The 25,105-nt window shown below is 50.7% G+C and carries 26 protein-coding genes; 24 read left to right on the forward strand and 2 right to left on the reverse strand.

Going from position 1 to position 25,105, the window contains the following annotated elements:
• Nucleotides 1-2 precede the first annotated feature (2 nt).
• A complete protein-coding gene (gene rsgA, locus HMPREF9443_RS03950; protein ID WP_009145221.1) occupies nt 3-902 on the forward strand; it encodes a ribosome small subunit-dependent GTPase A in 900 nt (299 codons plus the stop codon).
• A complete protein-coding gene (gene rpe / locus HMPREF9443_RS03955; RefSeq protein WP_040565025.1) occupies nt 902-1,543 on the forward strand; it encodes a ribulose-phosphate 3-epimerase in 642 nt (213 codons plus the stop codon). Before rsgA ends, rpe begins: the two co-directional genes overlap by 1 nt.
• Nucleotides 1,544-1,655: 112 nt before the next feature.
• Here rpe and HMPREF9443_RS03960 read toward each other — a convergent pair whose 3' ends face one another.
• Nucleotides 1,656-2,282, reverse strand: a complete 627-nt coding sequence (locus tag HMPREF9443_RS03960; protein WP_040565018.1) for a DNA-3-methyladenine glycosylase family protein — start codon at nt 2,280-2,282, stop codon at nt 1,656-1,658.
• 259 nt (nt 2,283-2,541) lie between these two features.
• On the opposite strand from HMPREF9443_RS03960, the gene gltX reads away from it, so the two are divergent.
• The 18 genes from gltX (at nt 2,542) to HMPREF9443_RS04050 (ending at nt 21,041) form a co-directional block, all read left to right on the forward strand.
• Nucleotides 2,542-4,011: a glutamate--tRNA ligase gene (gene gltX, locus HMPREF9443_RS03965; RefSeq protein WP_009145224.1), complete on the forward strand. Its 1,470-nt coding sequence runs from the start codon at nt 2,542-2,544 to the stop codon at nt 4,009-4,011.
• A gap of 131 nt (nt 4,012-4,142) precedes the next feature.
• Nucleotides 4,143-4,985 carry a protease inhibitor I42 family protein gene (locus HMPREF9443_RS03970; protein WP_148495321.1) on the forward strand — a complete coding sequence of 281 codons (843 nt, stop codon included), beginning with the start codon at nt 4,143-4,145 and terminating at the stop codon, nt 4,983-4,985.
• A gap of 16 nt (nt 4,986-5,001) precedes the next feature.
• Nucleotides 5,002-5,454 (forward strand): cell division protein ZapA, encoded by a 453-nt coding sequence (locus HMPREF9443_RS03975; protein WP_009145226.1) that lies wholly within the window; start codon nt 5,002-5,004, stop codon nt 5,452-5,454.
• Between the two features lie 7 nt (nt 5,455-5,461).
• A complete protein-coding gene (locus HMPREF9443_RS03980; protein WP_009145227.1) occupies nt 5,462-7,927 on the forward strand; it encodes a DUF3656 domain-containing U32 family peptidase in 2,466 nt (821 codons plus the stop codon).
• 286 nt (nt 7,928-8,213) lie between these two features.
• Complete coding sequence (locus tag HMPREF9443_RS03985) at nt 8,214-9,470, forward strand: DEAD/DEAH box helicase (RefSeq protein WP_009145229.1); 1,257 nt, start codon at nt 8,214-8,216, stop codon at nt 9,468-9,470.
• Nucleotides 9,471-9,662: 192 nt separating this feature from the next.
• The gene (locus HMPREF9443_RS03990; protein ID WP_009145230.1) at nt 9,663-10,454 is read left to right on the forward strand and encodes an FAD binding domain-containing protein; all 792 of its coding nucleotides are present in this window, start codon (nt 9,663-9,665) and stop codon (nt 10,452-10,454) included.
• Nucleotides 10,454-10,921 (forward strand): (2Fe-2S)-binding protein, encoded by a 468-nt coding sequence (locus HMPREF9443_RS03995; RefSeq protein WP_009145231.1) that lies wholly within the window; start codon nt 10,454-10,456, stop codon nt 10,919-10,921. The genes HMPREF9443_RS03990 and HMPREF9443_RS03995 overlap by 1 nt, the downstream gene beginning before the upstream one ends.
• A 15-nt stretch (nt 10,922-10,936) precedes the next feature.
• On the forward strand, nt 10,937-13,216 hold the full coding sequence (locus HMPREF9443_RS04000) for a xanthine dehydrogenase family protein molybdopterin-binding subunit (RefSeq protein ID WP_009145232.1): 2,280 nt from the start codon (nt 10,937-10,939) through the stop codon (nt 13,214-13,216).
• A 567-nt stretch (nt 13,217-13,783) separates the two neighbouring features.
• Nucleotides 13,784-14,740 (forward strand): GTP 3',8-cyclase MoaA, encoded by a 957-nt coding sequence (gene moaA / locus HMPREF9443_RS04005; RefSeq protein WP_009145233.1) that lies wholly within the window; start codon nt 13,784-13,786, stop codon nt 14,738-14,740.
• Nucleotides 14,741-14,764: 24 nt separating this feature from the next.
• Complete coding sequence (gene moaC, locus HMPREF9443_RS04010) at nt 14,765-15,262, forward strand: cyclic pyranopterin monophosphate synthase MoaC (RefSeq protein ID WP_009145234.1); 498 nt, start codon at nt 14,765-14,767, stop codon at nt 15,260-15,262.
• The gene (locus HMPREF9443_RS04015; RefSeq protein WP_009145235.1) at nt 15,238-16,188 is read left to right on the forward strand and encodes an MOSC domain-containing protein; all 951 of its coding nucleotides are present in this window, start codon (nt 15,238-15,240) and stop codon (nt 16,186-16,188) included. Before moaC ends, HMPREF9443_RS04015 begins: the two co-directional genes overlap by 25 nt.
• A 5-nt stretch (nt 16,189-16,193) precedes the next feature.
• A complete protein-coding gene (gene modB / locus HMPREF9443_RS04020) occupies nt 16,194-16,868 on the forward strand; it encodes a molybdate ABC transporter permease subunit (RefSeq protein WP_040565026.1) in 675 nt (224 codons plus the stop codon).
• 1 nt (nt 16,869) lies between these two features.
• Nucleotides 16,870-17,661, forward strand: coding sequence for a molybdate ABC transporter substrate-binding protein (gene modA / locus HMPREF9443_RS04025; RefSeq protein ID WP_009145237.1), 792 nt, complete (start codon nt 16,870-16,872; stop codon nt 17,659-17,661).
• Between the two features lie 13 nt (nt 17,662-17,674).
• Nucleotides 17,675-18,706 carry a molybdopterin-binding protein gene (locus HMPREF9443_RS04030; RefSeq protein WP_009145238.1) on the forward strand — a complete coding sequence of 344 codons (1,032 nt, stop codon included), beginning with the start codon at nt 17,675-17,677 and terminating at the stop codon, nt 18,704-18,706.
• Nucleotide 18,707: 1 nt separating this feature from the next.
• Nucleotides 18,708-19,052, forward strand: a complete 345-nt coding sequence (locus HMPREF9443_RS04035) for a winged helix-turn-helix domain-containing protein (RefSeq protein WP_009145239.1) — start codon at nt 18,708-18,710, stop codon at nt 19,050-19,052.
• 246 nt (nt 19,053-19,298) lie between these two features.
• On the forward strand, nt 19,299-19,925 hold the full coding sequence (locus HMPREF9443_RS04040; protein WP_009145240.1) for a MotA/TolQ/ExbB proton channel family protein: 627 nt from the start codon (nt 19,299-19,301) through the stop codon (nt 19,923-19,925).
• Between the two features lie 16 nt (nt 19,926-19,941).
• Nucleotides 19,942-20,355: an ExbD/TolR family protein gene (locus HMPREF9443_RS04045; RefSeq protein WP_040565019.1), complete on the forward strand. Its 414-nt coding sequence runs from the start codon at nt 19,942-19,944 to the stop codon at nt 20,353-20,355.
• The gene (locus HMPREF9443_RS04050) at nt 20,352-21,041 is read left to right on the forward strand and encodes an energy transducer TonB (RefSeq protein ID WP_009145242.1); all 690 of its coding nucleotides are present in this window, start codon (nt 20,352-20,354) and stop codon (nt 21,039-21,041) included. Before HMPREF9443_RS04045 ends, HMPREF9443_RS04050 begins: the two co-directional genes overlap by 4 nt.
• Nucleotides 21,042-21,335: 294 nt before the next feature.
• Here the strand turns inward: HMPREF9443_RS04050 and HMPREF9443_RS04055 are convergent, their stop codons facing one another.
• On the reverse strand, nt 21,336-22,529 hold the full coding sequence (locus HMPREF9443_RS04055; RefSeq protein ID WP_009145243.1) for a pyridoxal phosphate-dependent aminotransferase: 1,194 nt from the start codon (nt 22,527-22,529) through the stop codon (nt 21,336-21,338).
• Nucleotides 22,530-22,918: 389 nt separating this feature from the next.
• Here HMPREF9443_RS04055 and HMPREF9443_RS04060 point away from each other — a divergent pair, with 389 nt between their 5' ends.
• The 4 genes from HMPREF9443_RS04060 to HMPREF9443_RS04075 are packed head-to-tail and all read left to right on the forward strand — an operon-like array spanning nt 22,919 to nt 25,051.
• Nucleotides 22,919-23,398 (forward strand): ribosome maturation factor RimP, encoded by a 480-nt coding sequence (locus HMPREF9443_RS04060; RefSeq protein ID WP_230197141.1) that lies wholly within the window; start codon nt 22,919-22,921, stop codon nt 23,396-23,398.
• 24 nt (nt 23,399-23,422) lie between these two features.
• Nucleotides 23,423-24,496, forward strand: coding sequence for a transcription termination factor NusA (gene nusA, locus HMPREF9443_RS04065; RefSeq protein ID WP_009145246.1), 1,074 nt, complete (start codon nt 23,423-23,425; stop codon nt 24,494-24,496).
• Nucleotides 24,496-24,768 (forward strand): RNase P modulator RnpM, encoded by a 273-nt coding sequence (gene rnpM, locus HMPREF9443_RS04070; RefSeq protein ID WP_040565027.1) that lies wholly within the window; start codon nt 24,496-24,498, stop codon nt 24,766-24,768. The genes nusA and rnpM overlap by 1 nt, the downstream gene beginning before the upstream one ends.
• Entirely contained in the window at nt 24,755-25,051 is a 297-nt protein-coding gene (locus tag HMPREF9443_RS04075; protein WP_009145248.1) for a L7Ae/L30e/S12e/Gadd45 family ribosomal protein, read from the forward strand. The genes rnpM and HMPREF9443_RS04075 overlap by 14 nt, the downstream gene beginning before the upstream one ends.
• Nucleotides 25,052-25,105 lie beyond the last annotated feature (54 nt).

Genomic DNA, 25,105 nt, shown 5'->3' on the forward strand with positions numbered 1-25,105 from the left:
ACATGGCAGAGCTGCAGGGCAGAGTCCTGAAAAATTATAACGGCTATTATTACCTGAAGGTTGAGGGCGAAAGCGAGCTCTATACCTGTAAGGTAAAGGGGAAAATGAAGAAAAACCGTTTTTCGCTGGCAACAGGCGATATCGCCGGCTTTGAGGTAAGCAGCAGCGAAAAACGCGAGGGGATGATTACCGGCGTGCTGCCGCGTAGAAACTTTCTGCCACGCCCTACGCTGGCTAACCTGGATTTGTTTGTGGCAGCCTTTGCCTGTGCTGCGCCGGATTTCAGCTTTCTGCTGGCAGATAAGCTGCTGGCGTTGGCAGAGCTGGCGAAAATTCCTGCAATTTTGGTGCTCAACAAGGAGGATAATGCTCCTGCGGGCCTGATTGAGCAGGTGAAGGCTGTTTATGAGCCTATCGGTTACGAGGTTTATACTCTGTCGGCACAGAACGGCACCGGCGTGGAGGCTCTGCGTGAGCGTCTGCGTGGTAAAATCTGCGCTTTTGGCGGACCTTCGGGCGTAGGCAAATCGTCTACCATCAACGCTATCGACAGCAGCGTTGACCTGCGCACGGGCGAGGTTAGCGAAAAAATCGGCCGTGGCAAGCATACTACACGCTATGCACAGCTGCTGCCGTTTGACGAAGGCTATATTGCGGACACGCCGGGCTTCGGCAATCTGCTGCTGGAGGGCCTGACAGCCGAAATGGTGCTGGCCTCCTTCCGTGAGTTTGCCGATTATGAGGCAGGCTGCAGGTTCTGTCCCTGCACGCATACGCATGAGCCTGTCTGCGGTGTAAAGGATGCTGTGGCTGCAGGAAAGATTTCTGCCAGCCGTTATGAATCATATTTGACAATGTTAGCAGAGGTAAAACTCCTGCAAGAGAAAGAGGGAAGAAAATGATGATTAAAGTTGCTCCATCAATTTTATCTGCCGATTTTGCATATCTGGCGGACGAAATCAAAAAAATTGAAGCTGCCGGTGCCGACTGGGTACACATCGATGTTATGGACGGCCAGTTTGTACCTAACCTGACCTTCGGTGCTCCTGTAGTGAAAAAAATCCGTAAGGTAACCGACCTGTTTTTCGACTGCCATCTGATGGTAGAAAATCCGGAAAAATACATTGCCGATTTCAAGGCTGCCGGTGCCGACCAGATTGTTGTGCATGTAGAAACCACCAAGCATCTGCACCGCTGCATCCAGCAGATTAAGGCTGAGGGCATGAAGGCCGGCGTTGCGCTGAATCCCGCTACCAGCCTGGGTACGGTAGAAGAAATTCTGCCTTACGTTGATATGGTACTGCTGATGACCGTTAACCCCGGCTTCGGCGGCCAGAGCTTTATTGAAGGCGTAGTTCCGAAGATTGAGCGCCTGCATGCGATGATTACCGAGCGCGGTCTGAATGTGGATATTCAGGTTGACGGCGGCGTTAATGCCGAAACCTCAAAGCTGGTGAAGGCTGCCGGTGCCAACGTATTGGTAGCAGGCTCCTATGTTTACGGTGCTGAAGATACCGCTGCCGCTATTGCCAGCCTGAAATAGTATTCAGTGATTAGTGAACAGTAAATAGTGTTCGGAAAATAAGAAAAACCGTCCTTTCCTGTTATCTGCAAAATTGCAGACTGGGAAGGACGGTTTTGTTTTGCTTTGGGTGTTATTTTTTTTCGCTATCGTTGGCTTTTTGCCAGATATACCATACTGCGAGTGAGCGCCAGGGGCGCCAGGTTTCCGTAAGCGTATTGATTTTGCCGCGTTTGGGAATTTCGCTCAGATTAAGCATTTTTTGCAGCTCTTTCTTGAAGATAAAGTCGGAACTGGGTACAACGTCCGTGCGGCACAGAGCCAGCAGCAGAAACATTTCGATAGTCCATTGGCCGAGGCCGCGGATTTGCATCAGCTGCTTGGTAATCTGGCCGTCGGTCATATCGTCGAACTTATCCATAGTTACGCTGCCGTTGATCACTGCTTCGGCAAAGCTGCGCAGGTAATCTATCTTTTGCTTAACAAGACCGATACTGAGCAGGTCCTCGGCGGAAGCAGCAAGTACTGCCTGCGGCGTAATAGGATTGCCGGTGAGGCCTTCGAGCTTTTTCATCAGCTGTTGGCTGACATCAGGCGGCAGCTGTTGGGCAATAATACCGGTCAGTAATATAGTAAAATAAACCTCTTTAGATTTTGGTTTTAACGGACAGGGCGAATAACGGTCAACTAACGGGGCGAGCTCTGGAACGTTTTCACGCAGATAGCGGTCACCGACGGACCAATCTGGGGTTTGGCACATAAGCATCCTCCTTTTATTTACTTCATTACAATATTATAATACGAAAACGGCGGTTAGACAAACGAAAAAATGCTAAATAATAGCAATAAAAGCAGTTTTCTATGAACGAAGTCGTTTGGATTTGCTTTTTCTTTAAATCATGAAGAAAAATAAAAAACGGCGGCAACGCAGATTAATATTTGCACTTTTTTCTTCAAAGCTGTATAATTAATCTGATTGACAATCTATATTTGTAATTAAAATGTAAGGAGACGATGAAATGTCTGAAGTCAGAGTAAGATTTGCTCCCAGTCCTACTGGGTATTTACATATTGGTGGTGCGCGTACTGCGCTGTTTAACTGGCTGTTTGCCCGCAAAATGGGCGGCAAGCTGATTCTGCGTATCGAGGATACCGATATTGAACGCCTGAAAGAGGATTCCGTAAGCCAAATCCTTACCAGCCTGAAATGGTTGGGCATCAATTGGGATGAAGGCCCGGAGGCCGGCGGCGAATACGGTCCTTACTATCAGTCCGAGCGCTTTGATATTTACAAAAAATATGCTCAGCAGCTGCTGGACGAAGGCAAAGCATACTACTGCTTCTGCACTACCGAGGATCTGGCTGCACAACGTGAAAAACAACGCGCTGCTAAGCAACCGTTCCGCTATGCACGTACCTGCCGTGATATTCCGGCAGAGGAGGCTAAAGCACGCATCGCTGCAGGCGAACCGTATTCCATCCGTATCAAGATTCCTGCCGAAGGCAGTATCACCGTGCATGATCTGATTCATGGCGAAGTTACCTTTAACATGGACCAGTTTGATGATTTCGTAATTGTAAAATCCAACGGTATTCCTACCTATAACTTCGCTGTTTGTGTCGATGACCATCTGATGGGCATGACTCACGTACTGCGCGCTGAGGAGCATCTTTCCAACACTCCGAAGCAGCTGCTGGTTTACGAAGCACTGGGCTGGGAACCGCCTAAGTTCGGTCATATGCCGATGATTCTGGCTATGGATCGTTCCAAGCTGAGTAAACGTCATGGTGCAACCTCTGTTGAAGAATTCCGCAGCCAAGGCTATCTGCCGGAAGCTATCATCAACTATCTGACTCTGCTTGGTTGGGGCCCCGGCGATGAACGCGAAATCTTCACTCTGGAAGAAACCGTTAAGCTGTTTGAGCTGGAGCAGATGAGCAAAAAGGCTGCTATTTATGACACCAAAAAGCTCACCTGGATGAACGGCCAATATCTGTCCGAGCTGCCGCTGGAAAAAATTCTGCCGGATGCTAAGCCCTTCTTCGTTAAAGACGGCCTGGTAACCGAAGAATGGTTCAACGATGCTGCCAACGAAGCATACTTTGAAAAGCTCGTAGACGTTGTACGTGTACGCGTTAAAACTCTGCAGGAGGTTGCCGATGCTTCAACATACTTCTTCAAGGATGTTGAAGAATATGATGAAAAGGGTGTAGCTAAGCACTTCAAGGCAGAAAATATTCCTGTACTGGAGCAGTGCATTGCAGCAATTAAGGCTGATGATGTATATGACCTGGCTTCTACCGAAGCAGCATACAATAAGATTGCTGCCGACAACGGTCTGGCTCTGGGCAAGGTTATCCATCCGACTCGTCTGGCTCTGACCGGACGCACCGTAAGCCCCGGTATGTTTGACGTTATGGTTCTGCTGGGCAAGGAAAGAACTTTGGCACGTCTGGAAAAGGCTGTTGAGTTCATTAAAAGTTTATGATTGTAAAATAGCGATTGGCGGCTAGTTTTAGCGCGATTGCTTTAATTAAGCAGGAGGGCTTTTCTTCCTGCTTAATTTTTACCAAGAGATTCAAGGCTTGGAACATTGTTTTTGGAAAGGAGCTGCAGGCTATGAAAATCCTGTTGACAACATTATTATGCTTATGCTTATCTCTGCCGGTTCTGGCAGACCAGCAGACTACGGTGCTTACCGAACAGACCTCTGTCGGCAAGGCAACGGCAATGCTGCCCTACATCGACGGCAGTAATTCCGCAGAGCTGGAAAAACAGGCCAACGCTTTGGTACGCGACGCTGCAGCTAAGCTGGTCAAGGAGGTAGGCGGTCAGGGAAGTGTAACCTATAAGGTGATGCTGAACCGTCCTAGCCTGGTAAGCCTGCTGCTGGAGGCAGACAACGGCGGACGCAAGGCGTACACCGGACTGAATCTTGATCTGACAACCGGCAAGGAGTTCGAGGTTACGTATTTCTTTGTAGATAACGATAACGTAAAAAATGCTTTGGGCAATTATGATAACGTGCTTTTCGGCGAAGAGGGCTTGTTTGTGCGCAGCAAGAAAAATGCTGCCTACAGTAGCTTTGTACCCTACAGGGATGTAGTTACCTCCCTGCGCATCGGCGAAGCGGGACGCCTGCTGCAGCTGGCGAAAATTACCGATAAGGCTGCAGGCAAAACACTGCGTCTGCCTGCAAGCGGACTTATGGCGTTGAAGCTGGACAGCAATCCTTCCACCGGCTACGGCTGGCAATTCAGCTGCAGCTCACCGGCAGTAAGCAAGGTAGGCAGCTCGTTTACCATTCCGCGCGCTGATGAGGAAAGAATGGGTGCGCCCGGCGTTGAAATTCTGGTGCTGGCGGTTACTAAGCCCGGTACCTACAATATCCGCATGGATTACAAGCGCTCTTGGGAAAAAATGAGCCTGCAAAGCTTTAACTTTATCGTTATCGCAGAATAAGCTAGAGGATGTGTTTATGGAAAAAGCATCAGTTTCTGTAAAAATATATAATAGTACCTATGCATTAACGACCTCTGCTTCCGAAGAACAGGTGCTGAAAATAGCAGCAGAGGTAGACAGAAGAATGCAGGAGCTGGCAGAAAGCAAAAAGCTGCTGCAGACAGATAAAATAGCCATCTGGACGGCGCTCGACCTGGCTGCAGACAGACTGGAGCTGCAGGAAAAATACGCTGCGCTGCAGCAGGAAATGCAGCAGCAATCTGTGGCGGCGGAGCAGAAAATGCAGGAAAAATGCGCTGCGATGGAGCAGGAGCTGCAGCAAAAGTGCGCAGCAGCGGAGCAGAAAATACAGGAAAAATATGCTGCGCTCGAGCAGGAAATGCAGCAAAGAAATGCTGTGCTGGTAGAAGAGCTGCAAAGCCTGCAGGCCAGATACGACAGACTGCTGGCAGCAGTGCGTGAAAGGTAGATAACATATGGAAAAGAAAACAATAGAACTGCTTGCTCCCGCAGGCAGCTGGGAAGCATTGGAGGCAGCGGTAAACGCCGGCGCCGATGCTGTATATATGGGCGGTAAAGCCTTTGGCGCACGTGCCTATGCCAGCAATTTTGATGAAGAGGAAATGGCTAAGGCGGTGTATTTTGCGCATATGCACCATGTGCGCCTGTATATTACCGTCAATACGTTGGTTGATGACAGCGAGCTGGAGGCTTTATCCGCTTACCTGCTGTTTTTGAATAACGTAGGCGTAGACGGACTTATTGTGCAGGACTTGGGCGTTATACGTCTGGCGCAGAAAATTGTGCCGGAGCTGCCGCTTCATGCCAGCACGCAGATGAGCATTACCAACAGCAGCGGTGTAGACTTTGCTATGGGCGCAGGCATGGAGCGCAGCGTATTGGCGCGCGAGCTGAGCCTGAAGGAAATCGGTGCAGCCTGCAGCCGCGGCAGTGAAATCGAAACCTTTATTCACGGTGCTCTGTGCGTATGCTACAGCGGACAATGCCTGATGAGCAGTCTTATCGGCGGCCGCAGCGGTAACCGCGGACGCTGTGCCCAGCCTTGCCGTTTACCGTATAAGCTGCTCAACGCGAAGGATGAAGATATGCTGCAGGGCAAGGATGCAGGCCAGTATCTGCTGAGCCCGAAGGATATGAATACCTTGAGCATTCTGCCGCAGCTGATTGACGCAGGCGTTGTGTCCTACAAAATCGAAGGACGCATGAAGCGCCCGGAATATGTTGCGGTAGTAGTAGATGCTTACCGCCGGGCGATTGACAGCTATCTTGCCGGTGACTATAACGTGCCGGAAGAAGATTTGGCGAATATCGAGCAAATCTTCAATCGTGACTTTACCACCGCTTATTTGGAGCGTCGTCCCGGTCGCACAATGATGAGCGACCGCCGTCCCAACAACCGCGGTGTGCTTATCGGCCGTGTAGCTAAGCTGGATAAAAACCGCAATAAGGCAGTTATCAAGCTGGATAAGGAGCTGCATCTGGGTGACGGACTGGAATTCTGGGTAAGCGTAGGCGGACGTGTAGGCACAACCGTTACGGATATGCTGTGCGGCGGCAATAGCGTGCAGAGCGCGGCCCCTGGCCGGCAGGTAACGATTGACGTGCCTAACGGTGTACGCTTGAATGACCGTGTTTTCCGTACTCTCGACAGCAGACTGATGAGCTATGCGCAGCAGTTCTTCGGACCGGACGCAAAAAAACGTATTCCGGTAGATGCCGTAGTTACTGCACGTCTGGGCGAGCCTATGACCGTTACGCTGACGGATGATGAAGGCAACGTCGGCTACGGCGAAACCGATTTTATCGTAGAGGCAGCACGCAAGCGTGCGCTGGATGAGGCCGGTGTGCGCAAGCAGCTGGACCGCCTCGGTACGACCGAATATTTCCTGAACAGCCTGTGCTTTGAGCATGACGAAAATGTCATGGTGCCGATGAGCGAAATGAACGAAGCACGCCGTATGGCATGCGAGGCACTGGATGCAGCGCGTCTGAATGCCTTCGCACCGGCGCGCACAGCGGTGCACAGCTTCAGCGAGCAATTAGTGCCGCAGGCACATAAGGCCAAGCAGCATGAATCCGTTCTGGTAGTGCATTGCGACAGCGTTGAGAAGGTCAATGCTGCGCTGCAGGCAGGTGCTGAACGCATTCTCTTCGGCGGTGACTGCTTTAACCATCAGCTGCCGTCCGAGGCGGATTATGCCAAGGCTGCCAAGCTGGTGCGCAAGGCAGGCCGTCAGCTGGCCTTTGCTACACCGCGTATCATCAAGGAAGCACAGCTGGCATATTTCGACAAGCTCTTTACCCTGTGGGAGGAGATGCAGCCTGATTTTGTTTATATCAACAACAACGGCTTGTGGCCTTTGGCGAAGAAGCATGCTGCGCTTAATTTGGTAGCAGATATGTCTTTGAACATCTTCAACAGCCAGACACTGCAGTTCTGGCAGGAACAGGGCGCTGCAGGTGCAGTGCTCAGCCCCGAGCTGACCATGGCGCAGGTAGAGCATCTTGTGAGCGTCAGCCCGTTGCCGTTGGAGTGCATGATTCAGGGACGTTTGGAAATGATGGTTTCCGAATACTGTGTAGGCGGCAGCTTCCTGGGTGCGCTGGATAAGGGTGCCTGCAAGTTTAACTGTGCAGAGCCTTTGTTCTTGGGTGACCGCAAGGATGCACGCTTCCCGATTGTTACGGACCAGTTCTGCCGCATGCATATTCTGAATGCGCATGAGCTTTCGATGACTGCCAATGTGCAGCACATGGCGGAAGCAGGCGTAGCGGCGCTGAGAATTGACGGCCGTGATTACGATGCGGCACGTCTGGGCGAACTTGTGGCGCTGTACCGCAAGATTCTCGGCGGTGCGGTGGAGGCACCGGAAAATCTGCCGGGTACTACAAGAGGCCACTATTTCAGAGGCGTAATGTAAAAGCAAATGTCAGCTTGCGAAGCTGAATAAATTGAATAAGCTAAGGCCCCTGTCGGAAATCGCCGGCAGGGGCTTTTTGTCGCATGTACAATTTGTTTGGCCAAGCAATTTTATATGCTTAATTATAAAAATCAGAGATAGTTTTCAGGCTATAGCAATCATATGCAACAGAAAAATTTGCCTGCATCTTTCCGTTCCTGCCCAATCTATGATATAATACTAAAGTTATAGAGAAAAAAGACCTTATGGTCAGAAGATAAATTTTAGAGGAAAAGAGGAATGTGAAATGACAAATGGATTTGCAGCCTTAAAGGTTTGTGCCCACACCGTAGAGCAGCTTCAGAAAATGGGCATTAAAAAGCCGATGCCGGTACAGGAGCAGGCTATACCGGCGCTGTTTGCCGGACGTGATGTAATCGCCCGTGCGCAGACAGGCACTGGCAAAACACTGGCGTTCTTAGTGCCGCTGGCAGAAAAAATCGATACTGCCAAAAGCTATGTGCAGGCTTTGGTAATTACGCCTACGCGCGAGCTGGCGCAGCAGATTGCCACCGAAATGAAAAAAATCCTGGGCGAAAGCGATATCAAAGTGCTGGCTGTTACCGGCGGACGCGATTTCGAAACGCAAAAATATAAGCTGGAGGGACGCAGCCATGTGCTGATCGGTACTCCCGGCCGTCTTTTGGACCACATCCGCAAGGGCAACACCGACCTTGGCGGTGTGCGCTATCTGGTACTGGACGAGGTTGACGAAATGCTGCAGCAGGGCTTTATGGATGAAGCGCTGGAGCTGATTGCTATGACCGCGCCGGAGCATCAGACGATGCTTTGCTCCGCAACTCTGTCGGAAGAAGTGCGCAAGCTGGGACGCAAGCTGACGAAAAACTGCGCGCTCATTGATATCAACCCGGATCAGGCTACAGTTGAGAAAATTAAACAGGTTTGCCTGAAAACAACCGATGAATACAAGAATAAGGCTGTGGCAGCGCTCATTGACCGCCTGAACCCGTATCTGATGATTGTTTTCTGCATGAGCAAGGAGCGCACTAAGGAGTTGGGCGACTGGCTGGGCATGCAGGGCTATAACGTTGATGTGCTGCATGGCGAAATGTCTCCTGCAAAGCGCAAAACTGTTATGAAGGCCTTCCGTGATGCTAAGATTCAGATTCTGGTTGCCAGCGACCTGGCTGCCCGCGGTTTGGACGTTGAGGGTGTAACCCATGTTGTAAACTACGATATTCCGCATGATGTCGACTGGTATGTTCACCGCATCGGCCGTACAGGCCGTGCAGGCAATGAGGGCGAAGCAATTACGCTTTATACTGCCGACGAGGTTAAATGGCTGCGTAATATCGAAACCAAGCTGGGTATTTTGATGGAACGCCAAAATCTGGAGGGTGGTGTTGTGGCACGCCGCGTCGCTGTGGCTGCCAAAAAGAAAAAGTCCGCAGGACCTAAGCGCGGACGCAATTCCGTTGTTGATAAGCGCAAGGCTCCCAAAACCGGCAGTAACCGCCGTCAGGGTGCTAAAAAAGGCAAATAAGCCTGCTTAGAATTTTTAATAATAATTATGGATGCTTCTCTTGCTTTACAGAGAGGCATCCATTTTTTCTTATGCCGTAGAAGAATGTAACTTATGAGCCAATGTGCATTTTTTCTCTTTTCAAGTATAGAAAAAATATGGTAAAATATAATGGAATAAGTATGCAATAAAAAAAGAACAGGAGGGCAGTATATGTTGACAATTCGTGAATATAAGCAGGCAACAACTCTGGAGGAGGCGTGGCAGCTGAACCAGAAGCGCCCTAACCGCTTGCTTGGCGGTATGCTGTGGATGCGCCTGAGCAAGAGCAATGTGCAGACAGCTATTGATTTGTCGGCTTTAGGCCTGGATACAATAGAGGAAACAGAAACGGAATTCCGCATCGGTGCGATGGTGAGCTTGCGCCAACTGGAGCTGCATGAAGGCTTTACTGCCTACAGTGAGGGAGCAAATAAGGAGGCGCTGCGCCATATTGTAGGTGTGCAGTTCCGCAATCTTGCTACCGTCGGCGGCAGTGTGTTCGGACGCTTCGGATTTTCGGATGTGCTGACCTTGCTTTTGGTGATGGACAGCTATGTGGAATTATACAAGGGCGGTATTGTGCCGGTGGCAGATTTTGTGAATATGCCGTATGACAGAGATATTCTGGTGCGCGTTATTGTTAAAAAGACAGCAGCGCATTACAGCTATAAATCCGTGCGCATCAGCAAAACCGACTTTCCGGTGCTGACCTGCGCGGCGGCGTTGACGCAGGAAGGCGTGCAGGCTGCAGTGGGCGCACGTCCGGCGAAGGCTGCACTGGTGAAGGATGCAGAGCAGCTCGCAACTCTGCCTATGACTGCCGAGAAGGCGCAGGCCTTTGCGGAATATGCTGCAGGCTTACTGCCGACGGAAACCAATCCGCGCGGCAGTGCTGCGTATCGTACACACCTGATTAAGGTGCTGACAGCAAGATGTTTAACAGAACTGGGAGGTAAGGCCTGATGGAGATAACCTTAACCTTAAATGGCAAAAAGCTGACCCGTATGGTGGAGGCTGATACAGTTTTACTCGATTTTCTGCGCAAGGAAGGCTGCTACAGCGTGAAGCGCGGCTGTGACACTACCAACTGTGGTTTGTGCACTGTATTTATGGATAATAAGCCGGTGCTTTCCTGTGCTATCCTGGCAGCGCGTGCCGCAGGCCACAGCATTGTGACTATGGAAGGAATGCAGCAGGAGGCAGCGGAATTCGGTGCCTTTATTGCCGACCAGGGCGCGGAGCAGTGCGGCTTCTGCAACCCCGGCATGATTATGAACGCTATCGCGCTGCTGCGTGAAAACAGCGAGCCTACGGAAGAAGAAATCAAGGAATTTTTGGCAGGCAACCTGTGCCGTTGTTCCGGCTATGAGGGACAGCTGCGCGGAATTCAGAATTTCATCGCCTGGAAAAAAGCTCAGGCGCAGGCATAAGGAGGGGAGCTGCAGATGAAAATAGTTAACCAATCCTACCGCAAAAAGGATGCTATGCAGCTGGTGACAGGCCAGCCTGTCTACACCGATGACCTGGTGCCGAACGACTGCCTGCTTGTCAAGGTGCTGCGTTCTCCGCATGCGAATGCTATTATTGAAAGCATCAACACCGCGATTGCAGCCAAGGTGCCTGACATCGAAGCAATTTATACCTGGGAGGACGTGGACCAGGACGGCGAGCGCTGCACCTATGCAGGCCAGACCTATCCCGAACCGAGTCCTTATGACCGTCTGCTGCTCGACCGTCATGTACGCTTTGTGGGTGACATTGTGGCGATTGTTGCCGGCAAAACGGAAAAGGCTGTCGATAAGGCGCTGTCTTTGATTAAAGTAAAATATCAGCTGCTGGACGCAGTGCTTGACTTCCGTACTGCGCTGGATAACCCTGTGCTCGTGCATCCCGAGGATACCTGGAAGGCTCACTGCCCGGTTGGCGCCGATAATAAGCGCAACCTGTGTGCCCATGAGGTTATCGAGGATGGCGAGGTTGATAAGATTCTGGCGGAATGCGATGTTGTTATCGACCAGACAACTCATACCAAGGCTGTGCAGCAGGATATGATGGAGCCTTTCGTAACCTATTGCTCCATTGATACCTACGGCCGTTTGAATGTCCTTAGCTCTACGCAGATAGTTTTCCACTGCCGCCGCATTATTGCCAACGCGTTGCATATCCCCAAAACTATGGTACGCGTAGTTAAACCGCGTGTAGGTGGCGGCTTCGGCGCTAAGCAGAGCTGTGTCAGCGAAATGTATCCGGCTTTTGTTACCTGGAAAACAAAAAAGCCTAGTAAGATGATTTTCTCGCGTTACGAATGTCATATAGCTTCCAGCCCGCGCCATGAGATGGAGGTGCGCGTGCGTCTGGGCGCTACCAAAGAAGGCAAAATCCGCGCGATTGATTTATATACTCTTTCCAATACCGGTGCTTACGGCGAGCACGGTCCTACGACCGTCGGCCTTTCCGGTCACAAGTCTATTCCTCTGTACCGTACCGAGGCCTTCCGCTTCGGCTTTGACGTAGTTTACACCAACCTGCAGGCTGCAGGCGCATACCGCGGGTACGGTGCTCCTCAGGGCATCTTTGCCGTAGAATCCGCTGTGAACGAGCTGGCAGCACGCCTGAAGATGGACCCGATTAAGCTGCGTGAGATGAATATTACGCGTGAGGGCGATATTATGCCTGCTTATTACGGTGCGCCCAACACAAGCTGCGCGTTGGACCGCTGCCTGGAGCAGGTACGCGAGATGAGCGGCTGGGAGCAGAAGTTCCCGCTGCAGCAGCTGCCTGACGGCAAGGTACGCACAATGGGCGTGGCTATTGCGATGCAGGGCAGCTCCATTCCTTACTGCGACGTCGGCGGTGCTACCCTCAAAATTAACGACGAGGGACATTACACACTGCTGATCGGTGCTGCCGATATGGGCACCGGCTGCGATACCGTTCTGGCACAGATGGCAGCAGAGGTTCTGGAATGTGATTACGATAACATTACCGTATTCGGTGCGGATACCGATGCTTCTCCCTATGACTCCGGTTCCTACGCATCAAGTACAACATATATTACAGGTAAGGCCGTAGAAATCTGCGCACAACGTTTGCGCGGTAAGATTTGCCAGCTGGGCGCACGCCTGCTGGAATGCGGCACGGACCAGGTTGTTTTTGACGGACGCGAGGTGCGTGATACTGTCAGCGACAAGGCTGTAAGCCTCTTTGATATCGCCACTGCTTCTATGGTGAATAACGATATCGCTCTGGAAGAAACCGTGGAGCAGAACAGTGTGCTGTCCCCGCCGCCGTTTATGGCCGGTGTGGCTGAGGTTGAAACCGACCTGCTGACAGGCGAAGCGCAGGTAGTGAATTTCTACGCATCTGTTGACTGCGGTACTCCGGTTAATCCGCATCTGGCGAAGGTGCAGACCGAAGGCGGCATTCTGCAGGGTATCGGCATGGCGCTGATGGAAAACGTAACCTACAGTCCTAAAGGTCGTATTTACGAAAACTCTTTCATGCAGTACAAGGTTCCCTGCCGTGAGGATATCGGTCATATCTATGTTGACTTTGTCAGCAGCTATGAGGAAAGCGGTCCCTTCGGTGCCAAATCCGTTGGCGAGCTGGTAATCAATACACCTGCTCCGGCGATTGCCGACGCAATTTATCAGGCAACCGGCAAACGCTTTATGACTTTGCCGATTACCCCGGAAAAAATTGCTATGGGCGTTGACGAAGAATAAGATTTTAATAAGCTGAAAACAAATGTGGTTGCAAAACCACATTTGTTTTGGCAAGCGTTATTCTCGGGTGAGAATGACGCTGGGGACAGCCCCCTTCCGTCTCACTGCGTTCGGCACCTTCCCTATACTAAGACCAATTTTTCATAAAATGAAAAATGCTGGTCGTGTTATACTCGAAGAGTGCAAGGGGCAGGCAAGAAGGACAGCAGAACACAAACAGGTTAGCTCAAAGCCTTAACGAGCAATTAATATATCGTGTAGCGAATAAAAATTTTAGCAAATGAGTGTCTGGCACCATAGAAGTGTCGCAACTGTTTGAGCGCTAAGCCAACTACTTTAGTATAATTTATTTGCATAGCGCGAGTTTTGCGGCACTTCGTCCTGTTTCCACACGAAATTTGCGTTGTGCCCTATGGCACAGGAAAATTTTTTCTGAGCGAAATGATATTTAATTGCGACGCACATAACCACCTTTCACCTCACTGTGTTCAGCACCTTCTCCAAGGGGCAGGCGAGAAACTAACAGCTTTTTACTAATTTCAATTCACGTAAAAAAGGACTACAATCATGCACGACCAATACAACCGTAAAATAGATTATCTGCGCATATCCCTTACCGACCGCTGCAACCTGCATTGCCGCTATTGTCAGCCGGAGGTGAGTGAGCATGTGACGCATAATGAAATATTGCGCTACGAAGAGCTTTTGCGCATTTGCCGCGCTGCGCTGCAGCTTGGCATCCGCAAATTCAAAATCACCGGCGGCGAGCCTTTGCTGCGCAAGGGCTGCAGTGATTTTATTGCCAACCTGAAGCAGCTGGAGGGCGCGGAGCAGGTGACGCTGACAACGAACGGCACGTTGCTGTCAAATCAGCTGCCTGCGCTTATCGCGGCAGGTGTGGACAGCATCAACGTGAGCCTGGACACGCTGGATGCAGCGTATTATACAGAGCTTACCGGCGGCAGCCTGGACAGCGTTCTGCAGGCATTGCAGGAGCTGCAGTCTGCAGGGATACCGTTCAAGCTGAACTGTGTGCCCCTTGCAGAAAACGGTCCGGCCGATATTATGCAGTTGCTAAAGCTGGCGCACAGGTATAACGCACCACTGCGCTTTATTGAGCTGATGCCGCTGGACTGCAACGCTAATCTGCGAGGAGTGAGCGGCAACGAAATCCGCAGTCTGCTGGAGCAGGCAGGTTTACAGCTGCAGCCCGATGCGCAGCGCTACGGCAACGGTCCTGCAAGCTACTGGCGCATTAGCGGTTATGCAATGCCGGTGGGCTTTATCGAACCGCTGCACAATAAATTCTGCGCTGTCTGTAACAGGGTGCGTCTTACATCCGTAGGCATGCTGAAGCCCTGTCTTTACAGTGACGCGGGCATGAACCTGAAGCACTTGCTGCGTGACGGCGCAAGTGATGCGGATTTGCTGCAGGCTATGCAGGAGATTATTTACGCCAAGCCTGCGGGACACAGCTTTGATGTAAAAGCAGCGCGCTTTAATATGAGCCAGATTGGCGGATAAATACAGGCTTTGAAGGAGCAGACAATGAGTGAATTTACACATTTTGATGCTGCGGGCAATGCTCTGATGGTGGATGTCAGCGACAAGGCTGACACCGCGAGGGTTGCAGTGGCGCAGGGGAAAATCTGCGTAAGCAGAGAAATATATGAAAAGATTGTTGCCGGCAGTATGGATAAGGGTGATGTGCTGGGCGTAGCACGTGTTGCCGGAATTATGGCAGCCAAGCGCACCAGTGAGCTAATTCCGCTGTGCCATCTGCTGCAGCTGACGAAGTGCACGGTAGATTTTGAGCTGTTGGCGGAAAACGGCAGCTACGCTGTACAGACACAGTGCCTGGTCAAGACTACGGGCAAGACAGGCGTGGAGATGGAGGCGCTGACAGGCGTGCAGATTGCCTTGCTGACGATTTACGATATGTGCAAGGCCGTGGATAAGGCGATGGTGATTACAGATGTGCATCTGCTGAGCAAAGCAGGCGGAAAGAGTGGTGATTTTGTATGGAAGCAAGCATCAGAGGCATAATCAAGGCTGTGTGTATCAGCGAAAAGAAGGGTACGGAAAAGCATCCTGTGAATGAGATTGTCCTCAAAGAAAATTTCGGCATCGAGGGTGATGCTCACGCCGGCAAATGGCATCGTCAGGTGAGTTTGCTGAGTGCGGAAAAGGTGGATGAATTCAATGCGCGCGGCGGTGATGCCGCTATCGGTGCCTTCGGTGAAAATATTTTGGTAAGCGGCATCGACTTCAAAAAGCTGCTGGTAGGCAGCATCATGCGCAGCGGTGAAGTAGTGATGAAGCTGACGCAGATTGGCAAGGAATGCCACAGCCATTGCACGATTTTTGCACGTGTGGGCGACTGCATTATGCCACGTGAGGGCGTTTTTGCTACGGTAGAGCATGGCGGCGTTCTGCGCAGTGGCATGGAGCTGGAAGTGACGCTGCCAGCAGCCGACGCACCCTTGCGTGCGGCGGTAATGACACTTTCAGATAAGGGTGCCGCGGGTGAGCGTGTTGATACCAGCGGGCCTAGGGCAGCAGAGCTATTGGCGGAAGCAGGCTACGAAATTGTAGAGCAGGTTTTGCTTCCCGATGCGCAGAAGAAAATAGAACGTGAGCTGATGCGTCTTGCGGACAGCAGACAGGTGGATCTGATTATCACCACAGGCGGCACGGGCCTCTCACTGCGCGATGTTACACCGGAGGCAACAATGGCGGTGGCTACACGCAATGTGCCCGGTATCGCGGAGACCATCCGTGCGGAATCGCTGAAGATTACGCGGCGGGCAATGCTGAGCCGCGGCGTGAGCGTAGTGCGCGGACAGACGCTGATTGTGAATCTTCCCGGAAGCACCAAAGCGGTGGAGGAAGCGCTGGCAATCGTTTTGCCGCAGCTGGAGCATGGACTGCGTATCCTGAAGGGCAGCGCCCATGACTGTGCAAGAAAATGAGCGCAATAGACTGGTCACCGCTGTGGATTTCGCTGCGCACTGCGGCAGCAACAATCGTCATAGTTTTCTTTATCGGCGTAATTATTGCCTGGTGGGTGGAACGGCTGCAGAGCCAAAGCCTGAAGATTTTTGCCGACGCTGTAATAACACTGCCGATGGTGCTGCCACCTACGGTAGCAGGCTTCTTTTTACTGTATTTTTTTGGCAACAACCGCTTTTTGGGCCAGCTTATTTATCAGATGACAGGTATAAAAATAGCCTTCAGCTGGTTGGCAACAGTGCTGGCAGCAGCGGTAATTTCGCTGCCGCTCATGTACCGCAGTGCGCGCGGTGCCTTGTCGCAGGTTGACAAGGGCATGCTGGAGGCGGCGCGTTCGCTTGGCATGACGGAATGGCGTATCTTTTGGCGTATTCATCTGCCTAATGCGCTGCCCGGTATTATCGCAGGTGGTCTGCTTGCCTTTGCCCGCGGTCTGGGCGAGTTCGGTGCCACGGCGATGATTGCCGGCAATATCGCAGGACGTACACGCACACTGCCGCTGGCAGTTTATTCTGCCGTAGCGGCAGGCGATTGGGATGCCGCAGGCTGGTATGTGGCCGTAATTGTGGGCATCTGCCTTTTGGTAGTTATCGGTCTTAATGTCTACTTATATAAAACAAAACAACAACAGGGGGAGTAAAATGAAAAAACTCTTATGCTTAGTATTTTCTTTGATGTTAGCTGTTATGGCTGCAGGCTGCGGCGGCGGTGATAAGCAGGCTGCTGCTCCGCAGGCAGGCAAAACACTGCGTCTGGTAGCTGCTGCCAGCATGGAAAAGGTCTTTACGCAAAAGCTTATTCCGTTGTATCAGCAAAAACATCCGGAAATCAAAATCGAGGGCGTATATGATGCCAGCGGCAAGCTGCAGGCACAAATTGAAAGCGGCCTGGCAGCTGACGTATTTATTTCTGCGGCCAACAAGCAGATGAACGCACTGAGCGACAAGGGCTATATGGATAAGAGCACGGTGAAGCCGCTGCTGGAAAACAGGCTGGTGCTGATTGTGCCTAAAAGCGGCAGCGAAATCAAAGGCTTTAATGATTTCAGCAAGGCTAAGCATCCTGCAATCGGCGATCCTGCCAGCGTTCCTGCAGGCCAATATGCTAAAGAAGCACTGTCCAAGCTGGACCAGTGGGATGCGATTCAGTCCAAAGTAAGCCTTGGTACTAACGTAACACAAGTGCTGAACTGGGTTGCCGAAGGCAGTGCCGATGCAGGCCTTGTTTACGCTACTGATGCAGCACTCATGAAGGATAAGGTTACTGTTGTTGCCGAAGCTCCGGCAGGCTCCTTAAAGAAGCCGGTAATTTATCCTATCGGCGTGTTGGCGAAGGCTCCGCAGGCTGAGGCTGCTAAGGATTTTGCGGCCTTCCTGCAGACAGAAGAAGCTATGAAGATTTTTGCCGCCTACGGCTTTGCGCAGGCTAAATAAGAGGTAGATAAGCATGAAATTAATTCGTACTGAAGATGCGGTCGGCAGTGTTCTCTGCCATGACCTGACACAGATTATCAAGGGCGTTACGAAGGATGCCGTATTCCGCAAGGGGCATGTGGTGCAGCCAGAGGATATTCCGGTGCTGCTTTCCATCGGTAAGGAGCATTTATATGTGTGGGAAGCCGACGAAAACATGCTGCATGAAAATGATGCCGCACGCATTTTGTGCGACATCTGTAAAAACACTATGATGGATGAATCGCCTGTGAAAGAGGGCAAGATTGAGCTTGCCGCCGCTGCTGACGGTCTGTTCAAGGTAGACGGCGCGCGTCTGCGCCTGGTGAACAGCTTCGGACAGATGATGATTGCGACGCGTCACGGCAATACGCCGGTGAAGAAGGGCGACAAGCTCTGCGGTACGCGCATTATTCCGCTGGTTATCGAAAAGGAAAAGATGCAGCGTGTGCGTGAGCTGTGCGGTGATGAACCGCTGCTGCAGCTTTTGCCGTATAAAATCAAAAAGGCTGCCGTGCTGGCGACCGGCAGTGAGGTTTTCCACGGACGCATTAAGGATACCTTTACCCCCGTGCTGGAGGAAAAACTGGCTGAGTTCAATGTGGAGTTAGTTTATAAGCAGGTGCTGGATGACAAACCGGAGCAGATTGCCGCTGCGATTAAAACTGCGATTGAGGAAAAGGGCGCGGAAATGGTGCTTTGCACCGGCGGCATGAGCGTTGACCCGGATGACCGCACACCGCTCGCAATCAAAAATACCGGCGCACGCATTGTTTCCTATGGCGCACCGGTGCTTCCGGGCGCCATGTTTTTGCTATCCTACTACGGTGAAAAGCAGGTGCCTGTTATGGGCTTGCCGGGCTGCGTAATGTACGCTAAGCGCACGATTTTCGACCTGGTGCTTCCGCGCGTGCTGGCCTGTGACCTTGTCACTGCCGACGAGCTGGCGGCCTTGGGCGAAGGCGGTTTGTGCCTGAACTGCGCTGTGTGCACCTATCCTGCCTGCGGTTTTGGCAAGGGGTGGTAAAATGACCTATGCAGAGCCGCAGCATTATCATGTGAAGGTGCGCGTGTATAACGAAAGCATTGATTTCGGCAAGGGCGTAGCGGAGCTTTTGCAGCGCATTGAGGCCACCGGTTCGCTGAGTGCTGCCTACAAGGCTATGGGTATGTCGGCCAGCAAGGCGTGGAAGATTCTGCGGCGTGCGGAGGCAGACCTGGGCTTTGCGCTGGTCAGCAGCACGGCAGGCGGTAAAAGCGGTGGCAGCAGTGTGCTGACGCCGGAGGGACGCCTGCTGCTTGAGCGGTATACAGCCTTCAATGCAGAGGTGCAGTTGGCGGCGGCGCAGGCCTTCGCCAAGTATTTCAAATAACATAAAGCTTGTGGCAGTACCTTGTGGCAGTACGGGGAATTTTCCTTGTACTGCCTTTGTTTATATAGTTTGTATTTTCTTGACGCAGATTAGTAAAGAGGCTATAATATAAACATCTAGTAAATAGCAACAAGTATCAGATATGGAGGCTTTGCCAACTTCCTTCCGCTGTGTATAGGCGGATGATGAGCTTGCGATTTGCCGCAAAAAAATTGCAGCGTTATTTTTTTGAAAGAAGGTTTAAGTATGAGTATTTTTGCCGGAGCTGTTGATTATTTTGTTAAGGGTGGTCCCTGCATGTGGCCGCTGCTGATGTGTTCCTTTGCCGCTATTGCTATTGGTGTGGAACGATATCTTTTCTATAAGAAGGCTATTTCCGGAGAAAAGTTCGCGAGCAGCTTCTGCCGCATGATGAATGACTTTAATCTGGTTGGCGCCAGTGAGCTGGCAGAGCAGAGCAAGGGCGAGGCTGCTGCCATGGCTAAGGAGATTCTGGATATTAAGGGTGACCTCGGACAGCGTCTGGAAACTATTGTCTATACCAAAGCTGACCGCATCATCGACAGCCTGGAAAAGAATATCAACTATCTGAGCGTTGTTATCGGCCTTTCACCGATGCTCGGTCTGCTCGGTACGATTACCGGTATGATTTCTTCTTTTAATGCTTTGAACGAAAGAACTCAGAACCCGATGGCTGTTACCGCAGGTATCGGCGAAGCGCTGATTACTACCGTTTTCGGCCTGTGCATTGCTATTATGGGTATGTGTATCCATGCTTATCTTACAAGTAAAATCAAAACCGAAACTCTGAATATCAACGAAGTAGCGGATACACTGGTTGATATTTTCAAAGCTAACGAGCAGAGCAAATGAGGGGCGGTGTTGAAAAATGCGCAGACGTCGTAAAAGAGAGCTTACTCCACCGTCGATAATGCTCAGTCCGATGATTGACATGATTTTCCTGTTGCTGGTATTTTTCATTGTCAGCACTATGTATATGAGCGAGGTCAAGACGATTCCTATCCGCCTGCCGATTGCTAAGCATTCGGAGAATGTCAGCAAGAGTAACTTTAATGTAACAATCAAAAAGGACGGCAGCCTTTATCTTGATGAAAATAAAATCGAGATGGATATGCTGGTTCAGAATGCTGCGATTGAAAGCAAGCATGATTCCTCCTTCTCGGTTATTATCAGAGCGGAGGACGAAGCTCCCTATAAAACTATTATCCAGCTGATGGATAAAATGAAGGGAGCAGGTGTCACACGCTTCGGTTTGGCTACGGATACAGGTGAGAGCAAATGAAGGATGAACAAAAGCGATTTGGCAAGGGCTTTGCCGTAGCTCTGGCTGTGCATCTTGTTCTTGCCGCCGGCCTTGGCATTTTCGGCTACCGCTTTGTGCATACGCCTCCGGAAATTTTGGAGGTTTCGCTGGAGAGCGGCGGTGGCGGCGCTGAAGCTCAGGAGGAAGAAATCGAACAGGAGGAGCAGCAGGAAGAGCCTGTCATCCAAAGTCTGGAGGATATTATTGACCAAAAGCTGAAGCCTAAACCGCAAAAGAAAGTTGTCAGGAAAAAGGCGACTGCAGCCCCCGGACCGAAGGCTACTGCCGGTAATCCTACCGGTAACGGTACAGGCACAGGTACGGACAGCGGAACAGGCAGTGGCAGCGGCAGTGGTAATGGTAGCGGCAGCGGCGAAGGCCGCGGTGTGCCGGTAAAACCGCCACGCCTGCTGCGCGAGGTTGCGCCTGTATATCCTGCGTCCGCACGCAACAGCGGTGCTACCGGTGTGGTAACGGTACGTATTCTGGTAGGTGCCGACGGCAGTGTAGAGGATGTAACGGTAGTCGGTTCCTCCGGCAACAGCGCTATGGATAGCAGCGTTGTAACTGCGGTCAACAAATGGCGTTTCAGTCCTGCCAAAGATAAGTACGGTCAGAACGCACGCTGTCGCGTTACGCGTGCGGTAAGCTTTAACTTAAGATAAAAATTATACGCAGATGCTTTTATGCAAAAAGCTGCCGTCTCCGGTTTAGGCCGGGGCTGGCAGCTTTAATTTTCCGGGAGAAATATCGAGTTTAAGAAGATGATTATACCGATGCAAAAGAAAAAAACACGGGCATTATGCACCGTGTTTTTTTCTGCCTTGTGTCTCACGGAAGGAGTGAGACGAAGTGGAAGGGATTAGATAAATACCAAAATCATCGGCTAATATTTTATTAGCTGTTTATATTATACTCCTCAGCAAATCAGCTTGTCTAATAAGGAGCCAGCATAACAGTTATTTCGCTTTGTTCAGATTTCTGTATTTCGTTACGAAGAGGGCGATGCGCTCCAGCGCCTTATGCAGGATTTCTTCGCTGTAAGCATAGGAGCAGCGGATATAGCCTTCGCCGCCGGCACCGAAGATGTTGCCGGGGATTACGAGAACTTCCTGCTCCTCCAGCAGCTTTTCAACAAATTCCATGCTGGAAAGGCCGGTTTCCTTGATGCAGGGGAAAACATAGAAGGCGCCTTCGGGCTCATACAGCGGCAAACCCATCTTGTGGAAGCCGTCAATCATAATCTGACGGCGGCGGCTGTATTCGGCAACCATATTGTCAACGTCCTGACGGCAGTATTTCAGTGCCGCAATCGCGCCGTACTGTGCTGTAACGTTGGGGCAGAGCACAACATACTGATGCAGGATGTTCATAGCGTTGATGATTGCTGCCGGTGCCATGATATAGCCAAGACGTAGGCCTGTCATAGCGTAGGCTTTGGAGAAGCCGTTGAAAATGATGGTGCGGTCGCGGAATTCTGGGAAGGAGGTGAACATGGTGTGCGTTTTGCCACCATAGGTAAGATGAGCATAAAGCTCGTCGCTGATGACAATCAGGTCATGCTTTACAGCCCAATCACCGATAGCCTTAATCTGCTCCTTGCTCATAATAGCGCCGGTCGGGTTATTGGGATAACCAAGCATAATAGCTTTGGTCTTGGGCGTAACAGCCTTTTCCAGATCTTCAATGGTGGGCACAAAGCCGTTTTCCTGATAAGTTTCTACGGAAACGGGCTTGCCGCCTGCCAGAATAACGCAGACCTTGTTGGCAACGTAACAGGGCTCGGGAAGAATAATTTCGTCACCGGGATGCATAATGGTAGTAATAGTGGTGTACAGTGCTTCGCTGACACCGACGGTTACCATGATTTCGGTTTTAGGATCGTATTTAACGCCGTAGTTTTTATGGATATCATCCGCAATTGCCTCGCGCAGCTCCAAAAGGCCGAGCGTAGGAGTGTAGCAGCTTTTGCCTTCGCAGATGCTGTTGATTTCGGCATCCTTGACAGCCTGCGGAATATCAAAATCGGGTTCGCCTACACTGAGAGGCACGATGTTGGGGTTAGCGGCCATAATATCAAGAAACTTTGCCAGACCGGAGGGAGGCAGTGCTTTAATAAAGGGAGAAACAGCAGCATCAAAATTATAGGACATAAAAAATACCACCTTTCATAAAAAGCTTGTCGATAAAGCGCCCTTGTCCAAACTGACACTTTTTCCACAATCTCTATCTGTTTACTATATTACTGTAGCAGATATTTTTGCCACTGACAAGGGAAAGCATAGTGTATACATTTTACGTGGCAGATTTAGCATTTTTCTGTATAAAATTTAACATATAATAACTAGATATAGCGTAAGCTACTTGCAAGACTTGTCAACAGATGCTATAATAAGAATAGCCAAAATAAGTATGACTTGTGAAAGAGTGGGTTTAAAGCCCGCTCTTTCCGCTTATTATGATGTTTCTGACGCATTTGCGGCAGAGGCAGGTGTTGGCCGCAAGGTTAATACAGAAAGAAAAACTTAATATGGAGGTGAAAATGATGCAGGCAAAAGAAGTTGAAGCACTGATTACCGCAATGGTAGACCCCCTTCTGCAGGATACCGGACTTACTCTGGTTGATGTAGAATATGTGCGTGAAAAGGACTGGTACCTACGGATTTTTCTCGATAAGCCTGGTGGAGTTGAAATTGATGACTGCCAGATGGTGAGCGAAAAGCTGACGGAGATTCTGGATGCAGAGGATCCTATTCCCGACAAATACTTTTTGGAGGTTTCTTCTCCGGGCATTGACCGTCCGCTGAAGAAGGACAAGGACTTTGAAGCTGCCTACGGCACCAAGGTTGACATTATGTTCTATACTCCGTGGGAGGGAATGAAAAATCTGACCGGTATTCTGGTAGCACATGATGACGAAGCTGTACAGGTTAAAAAGATTATTAAAGGCAAGGAATTCAAAAATCCTGACCGCATTGAACGTAGGCTGATTGCGAATATCAGACCGCATATAGACTTTTAATTTAAGAAATAGGAGGCTTATTAAGTGAACGCAGATTTTATCTCAGCAATCCAGGAATTAGGAAAGGAAAAGGGTATTGACCCCGAGCTTTTGTTCCAGGCTGTTGATGACGCTTTGGTTGCTGCTTACAAGAAGAACACCGGCACAAACCAGAATGTCCGTGTTGAAATGAATAAAGAAACCGGTGAAATCCATGTATATGCTCAGCGCACTGTAGTTGAAGGCGAGGCTGACGGCATTAACGAAATGACTCTGGAGGATGCTCAGGCAATCAACCCGCAGTATCTTGCAGGCGATATCGTAGAGGTTGAGGTTACTCCGAAAAACTTCGGCCGTATTGCTGCCCAAAACGCTAAGCAGTTTGTTGTACAGCGTATCCGTGAGGCAGAGCGCGGACAGGTATATGAACGCTTCCAAAGCCGTGCCAATGATATCGTTACCGGTATTATCGAGCGCATGGAAAACCAAAACGTTTATATCGATTTGGGCAAGGTTGAAGCCGTGCTGACTCCGAACGAGCAGATTCCCGGTGAAATCTACCAATACCATGAGCGTATGAAAACCTATATTGTTGAGGTTAAGCGCACCAACAAGGGACCGCAGATTATGGTTTCCCGTACTCATCCCGGCCTGCTGAAGCGCCTGTTTGAGCTGGAGGTTCCGGAAATCCATGACGGCGTTGTTGAAATCAAATCCGTTGCCCGCGAGCCCGGTATGCGCTCCAAGATTTCCGTATATACCGCTGACAGCAATGTTGATCCGGTAGGTGCCTGCGTAGGCCACAAGGGCATGCGCGTACAGACTATCGTTAACGAGCTGCGCGGTGAAAAGATTGATATTGTAAAATACAGTGAAGATCCGGCACAATATGTTGCCAATGCTCTGAGCCCGGCAAAGGTTGTCAAGACAAACGTTAACGAAGCAGACAAAATCTGCCGCGTTGTCGTACCTGATTACCAGCTGTCCCTGGCTATCGGCAAGGAAGGCCAAAATGCCCGCCTGGCTGCTAAGCTGACCGGCTGGAAAATTGATATTAAGAGCGAAACTCAGGCTGCCGAAGAGGCTGCTGTTGAGCCTGCTCCCGTGGAAGAAGCATGATGAAGGTTAAAAAAGTTCCGCAGCGTAAATGCTTAGGCTGCAATGAAATGAAGGATAAAAAGGCTCTGCTGCGCGTTGTACGTTCACCTGAGGGCGAGGTCAGCCTTGACCTCACCGGCAAGAAGAACGGACGCGGCGCATATGTCTGCCCCGATAAGGAATGCATTACCAAGGCCGTAAAGGAGAAACGTCTGGAGCGCGCTTTGGAGAGACCTATCGGCGAGGATGTACTCAAGCAGCTGCTGGAGGATTTCGAGCATGGCAGGCAATAATGTTGCTTTTGCTTTAGGGTTGGCGCAAAAAGCCGGCAAAACCGCTTCCGGTGATGTAGCTGTGCGTGCTGCCTTAAAAAGCGGCAAGGTCAAGGTACTTGTTTTGGCACAAGATGCTGCCCCTAATTCAAAAAAGGAAATTTATTTCCTGGCAGAGATGGCAGGCGTGCAGGTCATTGAGCTGTTGACGCGCAATGAGCTGGGCTATGCGATCGGCAAAGGACCTAGAATAGCTGTGGCTATTACCGATGCGAATTTTGCCAACATGCTGCTGAAAAAATAATGATTTAAATCACAGTTGTCTGCGCAGCTTGCGCGAGCTTCGCAGATGAATCTG

The sequence above is a fragment of the Phascolarctobacterium succinatutens YIT 12067 genome (assembly GCF_000188175.1).
In the GTDB taxonomy this organism is placed as follows: domain Bacteria; phylum Bacillota; class Negativicutes; order Acidaminococcales; family Acidaminococcaceae; genus Phascolarctobacterium_A; species Phascolarctobacterium_A succinatutens.

Bases quoted from the DNA above. Each gene is read 5' to 3' on its own strand.
- HMPREF9443_RS03990 (WP_009145230.1), top strand. From the start codon at position 9,663: ATGTTGACAATTCGTGAATATAAGCAGGCAACAACTCTGGAGGAGGCG.
- HMPREF9443_RS04000 (WP_009145232.1), top strand. From the start codon at position 10,937: ATGAAAATAGTTAACCAATCCTACCGCAAAAAGGATGCTATGCAGCTG.
- HMPREF9443_RS03985 (WP_009145229.1), top strand. From the start codon at position 8,214: ATGACAAATGGATTTGCAGCCTTAAAGGTTTGTGCCCACACCGTAGAG.
- HMPREF9443_RS04050 (WP_009145242.1), top strand. From the start codon at position 20,352: ATGAAGGATGAACAAAAGCGATTTGGCAAGGGCTTTGCCGTAGCTCTG.
- HMPREF9443_RS03970 (WP_148495321.1), top strand. From the start codon at position 4,143: ATGAAAATCCTGTTGACAACATTATTATGCTTATGCTTATCTCTGCCG.
- HMPREF9443_RS04030 (WP_009145238.1), top strand. From the start codon at position 17,675: ATGAAATTAATTCGTACTGAAGATGCGGTCGGCAGTGTTCTCTGCCAT.
- HMPREF9443_RS04055 (WP_009145243.1), bottom strand. From the start codon at position 22,529: ATGTCCTATAATTTTGATGCTGCTGTTTCTCCCTTTATTAAAGCACTG.
- HMPREF9443_RS04015 (WP_009145235.1), top strand. From the start codon at position 15,238: ATGGAAGCAAGCATCAGAGGCATAATCAAGGCTGTGTGTATCAGCGAA.
- modA (WP_009145237.1), top strand. From the start codon at position 16,870: ATGAAAAAACTCTTATGCTTAGTATTTTCTTTGATGTTAGCTGTTATG.
- HMPREF9443_RS04060 (WP_230197141.1), top strand. From the start codon at position 22,919: ATGATGCAGGCAAAAGAAGTTGAAGCACTGATTACCGCAATGGTAGAC.
- HMPREF9443_RS04045 (WP_040565019.1), top strand. From the start codon at position 19,942: ATGCGCAGACGTCGTAAAAGAGAGCTTACTCCACCGTCGATAATGCTC.
- moaA (WP_009145233.1), top strand. From the start codon at position 13,784: ATGCACGACCAATACAACCGTAAAATAGATTATCTGCGCATATCCCTT.
- HMPREF9443_RS04040 (WP_009145240.1), top strand. From the start codon at position 19,299: ATGAGTATTTTTGCCGGAGCTGTTGATTATTTTGTTAAGGGTGGTCCC.
- HMPREF9443_RS04075 (WP_009145248.1), top strand. From the start codon at position 24,755: ATGGCAGGCAATAATGTTGCTTTTGCTTTAGGGTTGGCGCAAAAAGCC.
- HMPREF9443_RS03995 (WP_009145231.1), top strand. From the start codon at position 10,454: ATGGAGATAACCTTAACCTTAAATGGCAAAAAGCTGACCCGTATGGTG.
- HMPREF9443_RS03960 (WP_040565018.1), bottom strand. From the start codon at position 2,282: ATGTGCCAAACCCCAGATTGGTCCGTCGGTGACCGCTATCTGCGTGAA.
- moaC (WP_009145234.1), top strand. From the start codon at position 14,765: ATGAGTGAATTTACACATTTTGATGCTGCGGGCAATGCTCTGATGGTG.
- rsgA (WP_009145221.1), top strand. From the start codon at position 3: ATGGCAGAGCTGCAGGGCAGAGTCCTGAAAAATTATAACGGCTATTAT.
- HMPREF9443_RS03980 (WP_009145227.1), top strand. From the start codon at position 5,462: ATGGAAAAGAAAACAATAGAACTGCTTGCTCCCGCAGGCAGCTGGGAA.
- HMPREF9443_RS04035 (WP_009145239.1), top strand. From the start codon at position 18,708: ATGACCTATGCAGAGCCGCAGCATTATCATGTGAAGGTGCGCGTGTAT.
- gltX (WP_009145224.1), top strand. From the start codon at position 2,542: ATGTCTGAAGTCAGAGTAAGATTTGCTCCCAGTCCTACTGGGTATTTA.
- rpe (WP_040565025.1), top strand. From the start codon at position 902: ATGATTAAAGTTGCTCCATCAATTTTATCTGCCGATTTTGCATATCTG.
- rnpM (WP_040565027.1), top strand. From the start codon at position 24,496: ATGAAGGTTAAAAAAGTTCCGCAGCGTAAATGCTTAGGCTGCAATGAA.
- HMPREF9443_RS03975 (WP_009145226.1), top strand. From the start codon at position 5,002: ATGGAAAAAGCATCAGTTTCTGTAAAAATATATAATAGTACCTATGCA.